At 60.0% G+C, this 13447-nt stretch carries 14 protein-coding genes; 3 read left to right on the top strand and 11 right to left on the bottom strand.

Annotated features, from left to right (window positions below; all coding sequences use genetic code 11):
- The first annotated feature begins 105 nt into the window (after window positions 1-105).
- A complete protein-coding gene (locus H043_RS0100070; protein WP_027610197.1) occupies window positions 106-546 on the top strand; it encodes an anti-virulence regulator CigR family protein in 441 nt (146 codons plus the stop codon).
- 85 nt (window positions 547-631) lie between these two features.
- Here H043_RS0100070 and H043_RS0100065 read toward each other — a convergent pair whose 3' ends face one another.
- The 11 genes from H043_RS0100065 to H043_RS0100015 form a co-directional block, all read right to left on the bottom strand.
- Window positions 632-2593 (bottom strand): DUF4105 domain-containing protein, encoded by a 1962-nt coding sequence (locus H043_RS0100065; protein ID WP_027610196.1) that lies wholly within the window; start codon window positions 2591-2593, stop codon window positions 632-634.
- Window positions 2590-2910: a DUF2388 domain-containing protein gene (locus tag H043_RS0100060; RefSeq protein WP_007911662.1), complete on the bottom strand. Its 321-nt coding sequence runs from the start codon at window positions 2908-2910 to the stop codon at window positions 2590-2592. Before H043_RS0100060 ends, H043_RS0100065 begins: the two co-directional genes overlap by 4 nt.
- Before the next feature lie 42 nt (window positions 2911-2952).
- Window positions 2953-3258 carry a DUF2388 domain-containing protein gene (locus H043_RS0100055; RefSeq protein WP_027610195.1) on the bottom strand — a complete coding sequence of 102 codons (306 nt, stop codon included), beginning with the start codon at window positions 3256-3258 and terminating at the stop codon, window positions 2953-2955.
- A gap of 108 nt (window positions 3259-3366) precedes the next feature.
- A complete protein-coding gene (locus H043_RS0100050) occupies window positions 3367-3684 on the bottom strand; it encodes a DUF2388 domain-containing protein (protein WP_007962831.1) in 318 nt (105 codons plus the stop codon).
- Window positions 3685-3818: 134 nt separating this feature from the next.
- Window positions 3819-4028, bottom strand: a complete 210-nt coding sequence (locus H043_RS0100045; RefSeq protein ID WP_027610194.1) for a DUF1127 domain-containing protein — start codon at window positions 4026-4028, stop codon at window positions 3819-3821.
- 255 nt (window positions 4029-4283) lie between these two features.
- Window positions 4284-4499: a DUF1127 domain-containing protein gene (locus tag H043_RS0100040; RefSeq protein ID WP_007962833.1), complete on the bottom strand. Its 216-nt coding sequence runs from the start codon at window positions 4497-4499 to the stop codon at window positions 4284-4286.
- Between the two features lie 320 nt (window positions 4500-4819).
- Entirely contained in the window at window positions 4820-6313 is a 1494-nt protein-coding gene (locus tag H043_RS0100035) for an acetyl-CoA hydrolase/transferase family protein (protein ID WP_027610193.1), read from the bottom strand.
- Window positions 6314-6526: 213 nt separating this feature from the next.
- On the bottom strand, window positions 6527-7960 hold the full coding sequence (locus H043_RS0100030) for an NAD(P)(+) transhydrogenase (Re/Si-specific) subunit beta (protein WP_027610192.1): 1434 nt from the start codon (window positions 7958-7960) through the stop codon (window positions 6527-6529).
- Complete coding sequence (locus tag H043_RS0100025) at window positions 7960-8280, bottom strand: NAD(P) transhydrogenase subunit alpha (RefSeq protein ID WP_003220416.1); 321 nt, start codon at window positions 8278-8280, stop codon at window positions 7960-7962. Before H043_RS0100025 ends, H043_RS0100030 begins: the two co-directional genes overlap by 1 nt.
- Before the next feature lie 15 nt (window positions 8281-8295).
- On the bottom strand, window positions 8296-9417 hold the full coding sequence (locus H043_RS0100020; protein WP_007962844.1) for a Re/Si-specific NAD(P)(+) transhydrogenase subunit alpha: 1122 nt from the start codon (window positions 9415-9417) through the stop codon (window positions 8296-8298).
- 434 nt (window positions 9418-9851) lie between these two features.
- Window positions 9852-10751: a LysR family transcriptional regulator gene (locus H043_RS0100015; RefSeq protein ID WP_027610191.1), complete on the bottom strand. Its 900-nt coding sequence runs from the start codon at window positions 10749-10751 to the stop codon at window positions 9852-9854.
- Window positions 10752-10908: 157 nt separating this feature from the next.
- Here H043_RS0100015 and H043_RS0100010 point away from each other — a divergent pair, with 157 nt between their 5' ends.
- Entirely contained in the window at window positions 10909-12090 is a 1182-nt protein-coding gene (locus H043_RS0100010; RefSeq protein WP_003220420.1) for an acyl-CoA dehydrogenase, read from the top strand.
- 13 nt (window positions 12091-12103) lie between these two features.
- On the top strand, window positions 12104-13324 hold the full coding sequence (locus H043_RS0100005; RefSeq protein ID WP_027610190.1) for a CaiB/BaiF CoA-transferase family protein: 1221 nt from the start codon (window positions 12104-12106) through the stop codon (window positions 13322-13324).
- The last annotated feature ends 123 nt before the right edge of the window (window positions 13325-13447 follow it).

Below are 13447 nucleotides of genomic sequence, written 5' to 3'. Positions count from 1 at the left end.
ACAGAGGAATTAGCGCCTCACATCACGGCCTAATTGAGCAAGACCGAGGGATTCAGAACCACGTTCTGAATCCCTTTTTGCTGTTGGTGCAGTGAGGAAGACTTGATGAAAATGCCGAAACGTCTGATTGCCGGACTGGGCGTGCTGATGCTCAGCGCGACGCCGCTGCTGGCCAGCGCCGATCCACGCGATGATCATGACCACGGCGGCCCGCAGCAGGGCCACTACGATAACCGTGGTGACGATCACCGTGGCCCGCAGAACGACCACCGTGGCGGCCCGCCACACGATTTCGGCCCGGTACGCCAGACCATTCGCGACAATCACGGCTACTTCGTGCGCGGCGCACCGCCACCTCCGGGAATCCATTTGGAACGCGGCCGGCCGTTACCGCACGGGTATTACGGCGAGCGGCTGGACGGTCGGGCGCTGAGTCGTCTGCCGGTTTATCCGGGTTATGAGTGGCGCCGCGCCGGGGGCGATATCGTGTTGATCGCAGTGGGTACCGGGATCGTTTACGAAATTCTGGATGGTGTTTTGTACTGATTTACAGGCAATAAAAAGATCGCAGCCTGCGGCAGCTCCTACATTTATCTCTGTAGGAGCTGCCGCAGGCTGCGATCTTTTGCTTTCAGGGCAATTCCAGTCCGCCGGACGCCTTGTGCAGTTTGCGTAGATGCTCGCCGATCTGCTTCACGTTGGCTTCGCTGGCGGCAATTTCGGCCGCTCGCTTGGGTTCCAGCAACTTGCGCACTTCCTTGTCCAGATCGCCGCTCAGCGCCAGTAGTTGTTTCTGGCGTTGGGCGCTTTCGTCTTGCAGGCGCTTGAACTCGCTCGGTTGCGGCAGCCCGTAGCCGCGGCTGTCGAGCAGTTCCGCCGGACGACTGAGGAAGCCGCTGTTGGCGAGAATTTCCTGCAGGGTGGCGTTGGCCTTGTCCATGCCGCCGTTTTCCAGCTCCCGAGCGCCGAGGTAACGCTGCTTGACCTCGTCCTGGGCCAGCAGCAACTGACGGCGATAGCTCGCCTGTTCCAGCAGGAGCAATGCAGCGCTGGTGCGCAGGTCTGCACGTTCGAACCACTGGCGACGTTCCTCGGCAGACAGCGATAGCCAATCTTCGACGCTGGTTTGCTTGATCGGCAGCTGCTTTTTCAACACATCGAACATCGCCTGATAGCGATCGCGGAACGAGTCGAAGCGATAACCCAGGCGCAGCGCTTCCTTGGGATTGTCGAGCACGCTGGTGTCGGCCAGGCCACGGCCTTTGAGCACTTCCAGCAAACCGTTGGGCATGATGCTGTCCAGGCCAATCAGTTGCTTGTTATTGCTGCCGCTGCGCAACAGCTTGAGGCTTTCCACGGCGCAGTTGTTGGACAGGAAGAAGTAGTTGCCGTCGTAACTCCAGTGCATCTCGGCGGCGTGTTCGACCACCTCTTCAATCTCCGTGCGCGACAGATTCAGCGGCACTGAAGCGAGGCTGCGCAGTTCGGTCTTGGTGTATTCGTCGATCACTTGGGCCAGTGGCAGCACGAACAACCGCGACGGGTACTTGCCGACCAGGCCGTCCCAACTCGACAGCTGCACATCACCGACAAAGGCGCGGTAGGACAGCACCAGATGCTGGTCCAGATCGAGCCGGCAATCCGGGCCACGTGGTCGGCCCGGCGCACAGATCACCAGACGCAACATGCTGTGGCCCCAGCGGCTGACCCAGTTCTGGTTGGCTTCTGCCAGCAGATAATCGACGGCGTACACCCGCTCCGGGTCGACCTGGCCCAAGGGCTGTTTGGCGAAGTCGTTGCCGGCGTTGAGAAAGGCGAAGGTATTGCTGCAGGTGTCCTTGGCCGGTGGTGCCCAGCCGAAGCGCGCCTTGTAGTAGCGATAGAGCGCCGGACGGCGGCAGGCGTAGCTCGGGTCGAGGAGGAAATACTCCATGTTGACCGCGACAAACTCTTTCGGACTGGAGATCTCATACAGGTCCGGACTGCGGGCCACCTGACGGTTGTGCTGTTCACGCTCGCCGCGGCGCCCGACGTACTGTTGCCAGCCGGCGAGATCGAGCAGACGTGGATCATCGCTGAGGGTGAAGCGGCGCTCGGTCTGGCCTCGGCACTCGTCGGGAATGCCGACCAGGCCGGCGCTGTTGCTGCGGCGAGTGCAGCGCTGAATCAGCGTGCGCTCGGCGGCGGGCCACAGGCGCGCGCGGTCATAAATGTGGGTGAGTTCATGCAGCACCGTTGCCAGCAGTTCCTGGCGCACAGTGCCATGGGGGCGATTGGTTTTCTCTGTGGCAGCGCTGCCGTCGGTGAGACCGGCGAGCAGTTTGCGGTTCAGGTCGAGCTCGGCAACCAGGGTCGCCTGGCCGTAGGCGTTACCGGGCATGTCGTCGGTCCAGCCGACATCGATGCGCCGGTCCAGTTGTTCGACGAAGCTGGGCGGCAACTTGTGCATGGCTTCATCGAGCAGCGCCTGGCTGGCCTGCTGCTGGGCGGGGCTCAGGCCGTCGGTCTTGAGCCGCAATTGCAGGCTGGCGTGGGCGCTGTTGCCAAGCAGCAACAACGCCCCGGCCAGTAGCCAGGCGCCGAGTGACTTCACAGGGCGAGGATGGCTTCGGCGAGCACCTGATCACTGGCGTCGCGGGCTTCCGGCACGCGCGTGCGCAAGGTGTTGAGGGCGGCTTCCAGGTGCGCACCGCGGATATCGCCGTTGGTGGCAACGAAGCTGGCCGCATCGTCGTGGGCTTCGCGGATGATTTTCGAATCGCGAATCGACGTCGTGGTATCGGAGGTGAAATCGATGGTGCGCTGGGAGGCACGAACGATGATGTTACTGGTGGCTACCAGGGTGTGTGCCTGGGCCACATCGGCCAACAAAAACAGGCCAAGGGCGGCAGCAATCAGCGGGCTACGCATGGAACGACTCCGGAGGGCAATGTTAACGAGGGATCATGATAACTATTGGACGAGAATTGCCTGTGCCAGTTCAAGGTCGCTGACATGAAGTTTTGGTCGGGATTTGCGCAAGTAATGCAGGGCGGATTCGAGCTGCGCGCCGCGCAATTGACCGTCACTGGCAACAAACGCCGCCGCGTCATCGTGAGCGGCGATGATCAGTTTACGGTCGAACGGTGCGGAAGACACCATTCCGGTCGCCCAAACGCTGACCACGGTGTTTTGTGTGGAGACATCAAAGGCATCGACCGAGGTCGCCCAGAAGGCACTGACCAATACGCAAGGGAAAAGCAGTCTGAATAAACGCATGAGACTCGGTAACGGTTAACGAGCTTCAAGGCTAGCGCAAATGCCCGGGCCAGAGCCAGCGGCGAAACATCGGGACACGACTGGCGTGCCCCGTGCTGCAACGGCGGATCAGATCGCGAGGATGGCTTGCGCCAGTTGGAAGTCGGTCGCGTTCAGCTGCGGTGCCTGATGGCGGATCAGGTCGAGGGCGCTTTCCAGTTTCACGCCGCGAATCTGGCCTTCACTGGCGACGAAGCTGGCAGCGTCGTCACGGGCGGCGATCACGACTTTGTTGTCACGCAGCGAAGAGCTGACATCGGAGGTGGCGTCCGAGGAGGATTTCAGCGCGCCAACCACGGCGTCGGTGGTCACAATGAAGCTGGAGGCACTGGCGTTGGCAGCCACGGCCAGCAAGGCGGCAGCGCTGAGCAGGCGAAGACGGGACATGGTGGATCTCCTGATAGTAAACCGTATTGAGAGGTGGCTTGTGTCTGATGAGTCAGACGCGGGTTACAGAAGATTCGCCACGTTCTGGCGTGGATATTAGGCCTGCGCGCGAGGTTCTGACAGTGGGCAGAATGCTAGCGCCAGAAGGGTTTCTCCAGTTCTCTGAGCCGATCGGCATGGCTGAGGCCCAGATCCGCTAGGTCGCGCTGGTCCAGTTGAGCCAGCAGGCGCCGCGTCCTGGCGCGCTCCAGTCCTTGCCACAGGGGGCGAAACAAGCGCCGCAACGGGTGCGAGTGAGCGCGGGGTAGAGTCGAAGCTGTCGAAACATCCTGTAAGCCTTTCATGGCGTTTTCCTTAAACCGAGGAGGGTTAAGGACATGCTGCGCCCGATGCAGTTTGGCGAGCAGATACACTCATGAAAAATTGTACTGGTTCAGATTTTGTTTATTGAGAACTGTACTTGTACTTTGATTATTCTGCTGTACGGGCATTTTCGAACCCTGAAACGACAAAACCCGTCGCGGTTTCCCGCGACGGGTCTTGTGTGTTCAATTCGGGTTGCTGGCGGTGGGTCTAACGACCAGAGCCAGCGACGCTACTTAGCGCCAGAACGGCTTGCTCAGCTCTTCGTAGCGTTGTGCTTCGCTGATACCGGCGTCAGCCAGCAGACGCGAATCCAGGCGAGCCAGTTGGTGGCGGCTGGAGATGCGTCGCTGCCACAACATCAGGTTGGCGATAACGCGCAGAGGCAGGGAAGCCTGGTTTTTTGCAGCTTTGTCTTCGAAGAACAGTTCGGAACTGAGTGTACGTTCCATGGTTGACATCCTTCCGCTTGTGGCGGGATCAGGTAGTGGTTTAACTGGTGCCCATGATCCTCTCGTTTGCCTAGTCTCTCTAGATACAGTTCAACTGTATTGTGAGTGACCAGTTAACTGTTTATAGGGGGTGTACGGGTCGAAATTGAGCAAACTGTACCTGTCAGCACTAATGTGGTGCGTTTTTGCTCAATTCGAGGAAGGAGGTAGGCAAAATCTGTAGGAAATAACCGGTACAGCAGTACAGTTTTTGCCAGATGTGGCGGGTTAAAAAATCCGCTGACACAAACTGTGTTTGCATCAGCGGTTTGACTGTGTGATTACACCGCGAGCATGCGTCCGGTTTCTTCCAGGTTGATGTGCCAGCTCAGGGCTTCTCGCAGGATGTGTGGGGTATGGCCGCCGATGGCGCACGCTGCGGTGAAGTAGTCGTTCAGCGCCTGGCGATAGTCCGGGTGTACACAGTTGTCGATGATCACCCGGGCGCGCTCGCGCGGGGCCAGGCCGCGCAGGTCGGCCAGGCCGATTTCGGTCACCAGGATGTCGACGTCATGCTCGGTGTGGTCAACGTGGCTGACCATCGGCACCACGCTGGAAATGGCGCCGCCCTTGGCGATCGACTTGGTCACGAACACCGCGAGGTGTGCGTTGCGCGCGAAGTCGCCCGAGCCACCAATGCCGTTCATCATCCGCGTACCGCAGACATGGGTGGAGTTGACGTTGCCGTAGATGTCGAACTCCAGCGCAGTGTTGATACCGATGATACCCAGACGACGCACCACTTCCGGGTGGTTGGAGATTTCCTGCGGGCGCAGCACCAGTTTGTCCTTGTACTTCTCCAGGTTGCCGAACACGTCGCTGTTGCGCCGCTCCGACAAAGTGATCGAGCTGCCCGACGCAAAGCTCAGCTTGCCGGCGTCGATCAGGTCGAAGGTCGAGTCCTGCAGCACTTCGGAGTACATGGTCAGGTCTTCGAACGGCGAATCGATCAGGCCGCACATCACCGCGTTGGCGATGTTGCCGATCCCGGCCTGCAACGGGCCGAGCTTGTTGGTCATGCGCCCGGCATTGACTTCCTGCTTGAAGAAGGTGATCAGGTGCTCGGCGATGGCATTGGTGTCGACATCCGGGGTCGACACCGTGGACGGCGAATCCGCCTGCTGAGTGATGACGATGGCGACAATCTTCTCCGGCGGGATCGGGATCGCGGTGCTGCCGATGCGATCGTCGACTTTCACCAGCGGGATCGGCGTGCGCGTCGGGCGATAGGTCGGGATATAGATGTCATGCAGGCCTTCGAGGTTGGCGTTGTGCGCCAGGTTGATCTCGACAATCACCTGCTTGGCGAAAATCGCGAAGCTCGCCGAGTTGCCCACCGAGGTGGTCGGCACGATGTGGCCTTGCTCGGTGATGGCCACGGCTTCGATCACCGCGATGTCCGGCAGCTTCAGTTGCTGGTTGCGCAGTTGCTCGACGGTTTCCGACAGGTGCTGGTCGATGAACATCACTTCGCCGGCGTTGATTGCCTTGCGCAAGGTGCTATCGACCTGGAACGGCATGCGCCGCGACAACACGCCGGCCTCGGTCAGTTGCTTGTCGAGGTCGTTGCCCAGGCTCGCGCCGGTCATCAGGCTGATCTTCAGCGGCGTGACCTTGGCTCGCTCGGCCAGTGCGTGAGGGACAGCTTTGGCTTCGCCCGCGCGGGTGAAGCCGCTCATGCCGACGGTCATGCCGTCTTCAATCAGCGCGGCGGCGTCGGCGGCGCTCATCACTTTATCCAACAACGAAGGCAGGCGAATACGGTCACGGTACATGGATTATTTCTCGGGAAGCGAGTAGCAGGATGCGCAGTCTAGTGAATTTCGCGGGCGCCTGTCCCGCTACCAAGGTCGCAAACGAGGCGTCTATTTAGCGGGTTTGAAGTAAAACACCGTTACCGGATCTGCAACAACGCGGCAAATTGTCCGACGCTGTGCGCAAACAAAAACGCCCCGACAAGTCGGGGCGTCCGGTGCAGCTGCGGAGGATTACTCCACCGCTTTGACCATGTCTTCGATGACTTTCTTCGCGTCGCCGAACACCATCATGGTCTTGTCCAGGTAGAACAGTTCGTTGTCCAGACCGGCATAACCGCTGGCCATCGAGCGCTTGTTGACGATGATGGTCTTGGCCTTGAACGCTTCGAGAATCGGCATGCCGGCAATCGGCGATTTCGGATCGTTCTTGGCGGCCGGGTTGACCACGTCGTTGGCGCCGAGTACCAGCACCACGTCGGCCTGGCCGAACTCGGAGTTGATGTCTTCCATCTCGAACACCTGGTCGTAAGGCACTTCGGCCTCGGCGAGCAGGACGTTCATGTGCCCCGGCATGCGACCGGCCACCGGGTGGATCGCGTACTTCACGGTCACGCCGCGATGGGTCAGTTTCTCGGTCAGCTCTTTCAATGCATGCTGCGCACGGGCCACCGCCAGGCCGTAACCCGGGACGATGATCACGGTGTCGGCGTTGGTTAGCAGGAAAGTTGCGTCGTCGGCCGAACCGGATTTCACCGGACGGGCTTCTTTCGCACCGGCAGGTCCTGCGTCGGCCGTGTTGCCGAAACCGCCAAGCAGTACATTAAAGAAGGAACGGTTCATCGCCTTGCACATGATGTACGAGAGGATCGCACCGCTCGAACCCACCAGAGAGCCGGCAATGATCAGCATCGAGTTGTTCAGCGAGAAGCCGATACCTGCTGCCGCCCAACCCGAATAGCTGTTGAGCATCGACACCACCACCGGCATGTCGGCGCCGCCAATCGGGATGATGATCAGCACGCCCATCACGAACGCCAGAGCCAGCATCAGCGCGAACGCGGCGAGGTTGCCGGTGAGCATGAAGGTCACGCCCAGCACCAGTGTCGCCAGACCGAGTACCGCGTTCAGCTTGTGCTGACCGGCAAACTGTACCGGCGCGCCCTGGAACAGGCGGAACTTGTACTTGCCCGACAGCTTGCCGAACGCGATCACCGAGCCGGAGAAGGTGATTGCACCAATCGCCGCGCCGAGGAACAGCTCCAGACGGTTGCCCGCCGGGATCGAATCGCCCAGATGTTTGACGATGCCCAGCGATTGCGGCTCAACCACCGCAGCAATGGCGATGAACACCGCCGCCAGACCGATCATGCTGTGCATGAACGCGACCAGCTCTGGCATCTTGGTCATTTCAACGCGCTTGGCCATGATCGAACCGGCAGTGCCGCCAATCAGCAGGCCGACGATCACATAACCGATACCGGCAGTTGCCAGCTCAGCACCCAGCTTATAGATGAGGCCGATGGTGGTGAGGATGGCCAGCGCCATGCCGAGCATGCCGAACAGATTGCCGCGCCGCGAGGTGGTCGGGTGCGACAGGCCTTTAAGGGCCTGGATAAAGCAGATCGACGCGATCAGGTAGAGCGTCGTGACGAGATTCATGCTCATTACTTCGGCGCCTCTTCTTTTGCTTTCGGGGCTTTCTTCTTGAACATCTCAAGCATGCGGCGGGTAACCAGGAAGCCACCGAACACATTGACCGCCGCCAGTGCCACGGCGAGGGTGCCCATGGTCTTGCCCAGCGGCGTGACGGTCAGCGCAGCAGCGAGCATGGCGCCGACGATCACGATTGCCGAAATGGCATTGGTCACCGCCATCAACGGCGTGTGCAGCGCAGGTGTAACGTTCCAGACCACGTGGTAACCGACATAAATCGCCAGCACGAAGATGATCAGGTTGTAGATACCGGGGGAGATAAGCTCTTCCATCGTCTGAATCCCTGCTTAGGCGTTTTTGCGGATGACTTGGCCGTCGCGGCACATCAGGCACGCGGCGACGATGTCGTCTTCGAGGTTGACGTCGAACTGGCCTTCTTTGGTGAACACCAGCTTGAGGAAGTCCAGCAGGTTGCGGGCGTACAGCGCCGAGGCGTCTGCAGCGACTTCACCGGCCAGGTTGGTCGGGCCGACGATGGTCACGCCGTTCTCGACCACGACCTGATCGGCGACGGTCAGCGGGCAGTTGCCGCCCTGAGCTGCCGCGAGGTCGATGACCACCGAGCCCGGCTTCATCTGCGCCACGGTGTCTGCGCTCAACAGTGTCGGCGCCTTGCGGCCCGGGATCAGTGCGGTGGTGATGACGATGTCGGCCTGCTTGGCGCGTTCGTGCACAGCCTGGGCCTGACGTTGCATCCAGCTCGCCGGCATCGGGCGAGCGTAACCGCCGACACCGACCGCGCATTCACGCTCTTCGTCAGTCTCGTAAGGCACATCGACGAACTTCGCGCCGAGGGATTCGATCTGTTCCTTCACCGCCGGACGCACGTCAGACGCTTCGATCACCGCACCCAGACGTTTCGCCGTGGCAATCGCCTGCAACCCGGCCACGCCGGCGCCCAGAATCAGCACGCGCGCCGCTTTCACGGTGCCCGCAGCTGTCATCAGCATTGGCATGAAGCGCGGATAGTAGTGCGCAGCCAGCAACACCGCCTTGTAGCCGGCGATGTTCGCCTGCGACGACAACACATCGAGACTCTGCGCCCGAGAGGTGCGCGGCGCCGCTTCGAGGGCGAACGCGGTGATCCCGCACTCGGCCATTTTGGCGATGGTGTCGTTATTGAAGGGGTTGAGCATGCCCACCAGCACCGTGCCGCGCTTGATCAGCGCCAGTTCGGCGTCGCTGGGGGCGACCACTTTGAGAATCAGCTCGGCGCCGAACGCATCGTTGGCACTGCCAATGGTTGCGCCCGCCGCTTCATAGGCACTGTCGACAACGCTGGCTTTAACGCCGGCGCCGGTTTGCACAGTGACCTTATGACCTTGGCTGATCAGCTTTTTAATGGTTTCCGGGGTTGCAGCAACCCGTGTTTCACCGGTCTGGGTTTCGAGAGGAACACCAATGTGCACGTCAAATCTCCTGCGTGATCTTATTGAGTAAACCCAGGCACTGCGGATGGTGCGACTGGGGCGGCCGATCAGCACGATCCCGCCAAATCAGGGCGGGGCGCGGCATTTTGCAGGCGAACTTTATGCCCTTCAAGGGATTATGACGGGTGACGGAAAATTAACTACAAGTCATCCCGTGACCGAATGTCGCAGATGACCAGTTGAATCCCTTGCAGGCCGTGCCTTGCAAGGATTCTGGCTGAATTTGAAAAAATTTCTCATCGGTGGCGTGAATAGGCCGTAATGAGTCGTGGATGAAGGCTCAAAGCCACGTCTTCAGGCGCTTGTGGGACGTCTGTACGACTTTCGGATACAGTCTGTGATTTTGCGACAAATACTTATATCTGTAGGGCTTTGATTTTCCTGACTACCGGGTTAGTAATCGCTGTAAGCCTTTATCCTTCTAGGCTGTAGCTGTTTGCCTGATTGACCAGCCAATCGCGAAAAGCCTTGAGTGATGCCGATTCGACCTTTCGCTCCGGAATCATCAGGTAATACGCCTTGATGCTGGAAAGCGCATTCGGGTTGGCGACCACCAGGCGTTTCTCGGCCAATTCGCGCTGAATCAGAAACGGTGGAATCAGCGCGATGCCCATGTCGTGCATGGCCGCTTGGGCCAGCATGGAGAATAGCTCGTAGCGCGGGCCTGTCATGTCGCGTGGGATGTTCAGGTGCTGTGAATTGAACCATTGACGCCAGGCGTAGGGACGGGTGGTTTGCTGCAACAGAGGCAGCTCGGCAATCTCGTTGGGTGTCAGATGTTTCTTGCTGCCGAGGAGAGCGGGGCTGCATACCGGCATCGGATTTTCGCCCATCAGCCTGTGGGATTCGGTACCCGACCAATCGGCGTCGCCAAAGTAGATCGCTGCGTCGAAATCGGTGTCGGCAAACAGGAACGGACGAGTGCGGTTGGTCAGGTTGACGGTGACCTCGGGGTGCTTGAGCTGGAAGTCCTTGAGCCGTGGCAGCAGCCATTGCGTGCCGAAGGTCGGCACCACCGCCAGTTCGATCACGTTGGCGCCCTGCTGGCCCATGACCGAGAGCGTGTCGCGCTCGACGGCGTCCAGTTGCGTGGCCACCCGACGGCTGTAGGAAAGTCCCGCTTCCGTCAGCTTCACTCCACGTCGCGAGCGCCGGAAAAGCTCCACACTGAGGAACTCCTCAAGGCTGGCGATCTGTCGGCAAATGGCGCCTTGGGTGAGGGAAAGTTCTTCGGCAGCCTTGGTAAAGCTTTCGTGGCGAGCGGCGGCTTCGAAGCTGATCAGGGCGGTGGTGCTGGGGATCTTTCTGCGCATGTACGTCAACCTCACTAATGCGCCGCATAAAAGGCATTCAGCGACGTTTCGGAGTGAGAAATTAGCACAACAGGATGCGAAATCCTCGTTTGCCGCGCTGGCGAACCGGGCCTAGGATCAATGCCACGTTAATTCACCGATTTGCGAGGACACACTCATGGGCGGTAAAGCTAGCTTCAATTGGATCGATCCCCTGCTGCTGGATCAACAGCTCACCGAAGAAGAGCGCATGATCCGTGACACCGCCGCCCAATTCGCTCAGCAGAGCCTGGCGCCCCGCGTGCTTGAAGCTTTCCGCCATGAGAAAACCGACCCGGCGATCTTTCGCGAAATGGGCGAAGTCGGCCTGCTCGGCGCGACCATCCCTGAGCAGTACGGCGGCAGCGGCCTGAACTATGTCAGCTACGGCCTGATTGCTCGCGAAGTGGAGCGTGTCGACTCCGGCTACCGCTCGATGATGAGTGTGCAATCGTCGCTGGTAATGGTGCCAATCAACGAATTCGGCACAGAAGCCCAGAAACAGAAATACCTGCCGAAACTGGCCTCCGGTGAATGGATCGGCTGCTTCGGTCTGACCGAGCCAAACCACGGTTCCGACCCGGGTGCGATGATCACCCGTGCGCGCAAAGTCGACGGCGGCTACAGCCTGACCGGCGCCAAGATGTGGATCACCAACAGCCCCATCGCCGACGTATTTGTAGTCTGGGCCAAAGACGATGCCGGCGACATCCGTGGCTTCGTACTGGAAAAAGGCTGGAAGGGCCTGAGCGCACCGGCGATTCACGGCAAGGTCGGCCTGCGCGCCTCGATCACCGGCGAAATCGTCATGGACAACGTGTTTGTCCCGGAAGAGAACATCTTCCCGGATGTGCGCGGTCTGAAAGGCCCGTTCACCTGCCTGAACTCCGCACGCTACGGCATCTCTTGGGGAGCCTTGGGAGCTGCCGAGTTCTGCTGGCACACCGCTCGCCAGTACACCCTCGATCGTCAGCAGTTCGGGCGTCCATTGGCCGCTACCCAACTGATCCAGAAGAAGCTGGCCGACATGCAGACCGAGATCACTCTGGCGCTGCAAGGCTGTCTGCGTCTGGGGCGCATGAAGGATGAGGGCACTGCGGCGGTCGAAATCACTTCGATCATGAAGCGCAACTCCTGTGGCAAGTCGCTGGATATCGCTCGCATGGCCCGTGACATGCTGGGTGGCAACGGTATCTCTGACGAGTTCGGTGTGGCCCGTCATCTGGTCAACCTGGAAGTGGTGAATACCTATGAAGGCACCCATGACGTTCACGCGCTGATCCTCGGTCGCGCGCAAACCGGCCTGCAGGCGTTCTATTAACAGGAGAGCGACCATGGGCGCACTGTCGCATCTGCGAGTACTGGATTTATCACGCGTGCTGGCCGGGCCGTGGGCCGGACAGATTCTCGCCGACCTTGGCGCCGAGGTGATCAAGGTCGAGCGCCCGGGCAATGGCGACGACACGCGCGCCTGGGGGCCGCCCTTCCTTAAGGACGCTTATGGTGAGAACACCAGTGAGGCGGCTTATTACCTGTCGGCCAACCGCAACAAGCAATCGGTGACGATCGACTTCACTCGCCCCGAGGGGCAGCAGCTTGTGCGGGACCTCGCGGCCAAGTCGGACATTCTGATCGAGAACTTCAAGGTCGGTGGGCTGGCTGCCTATGGGCTGGACTACGAGTCGCTGAAGGCGATCAATCCGGACCTGATCTATTGCTCGATCACTGGCTTCGGTCAAACCGGGCCGTATGCCAAGCGTGCCGGTTATGACTTCATGATCCAGGGGCTGGGCGGGCTGATGAGCCTGACCGGTCGTCCTGAAGGTGATGAAGGCGCCGGGCCGGTGAAGGTGGGAGTGGCGCTGACGGACATTCTTACGGGGCTATATTCGACCGTGGCGATTTTGGCGGCGCTGGCTCATCGTGATCACGACGGTGGCGGGCAGCACATCGATATGGCTTTGCTGGATGTACAGGTCGCATGCCTGGCGAACCAGGCAATGAACTACCTGACTACTGGCAATGCGCCGAAACGACTGGGTAATGCACACCCGAACATCGTGCCTTATCAGGACTTCCCGACGGCCGACGGTGATTTCATTCTTACCGTCGGCAATGACGGCCAGTTCCGCAAGTTTGCCGAGGTGGCGGGCCAGCCGCAGTGGGCGGACGATCCGCGATTCGCGACTAACAAGCTGCGGGTGGCTAACCGCGCGGTGTTGATTCCCCTGATCCGCCAGGCGACGGTATTCAAGACCACCGCCGAATGGGTGGCGCAGTTGGAGCAGGCGGGCGTGCCGTGTGGGCCGATCAATGATCTGTCCCAGGTGTTTGAGGATCCGCAGGTGAAGGCGCGGGGGTTGGCGATAGAGCTGCCGCATGCACTGGCGGGGATGGTCCCGCAGGTGGCGAGTCCGATCCGGCTGTCGCAGACACCGGTCGAGTACCTTCGCGCGCCTCCTTTATTGGGCGAGCATACGTTGGAGGTTTTGCAGCGAGTGCTGGGTCTGGGCGCTGGCGCGGTAGAGGCACTCAAGGCTGATGGAGTGCTTTGAGTATCGCTTCTATATAGAAGAAGGCTGTTTCCTGCCTATATATAGATGGATTTGTGCGTTTTTTAACCGATCTGTAAGTTGTTGAAAGAAAACTGAAATTAACGGTTGACGGCAGATTCAGGA

Origin of the sequence: Pseudomonas sp. URIL14HWK12:I6 (genome assembly GCF_000514195.1) — a bacterium.
Classification (GTDB): domain Bacteria; phylum Pseudomonadota; class Gammaproteobacteria; order Pseudomonadales; family Pseudomonadaceae; genus Aquipseudomonas; species Aquipseudomonas putida_A.
This window is presented reverse-complemented; position numbering and strand designations above follow the sequence as displayed.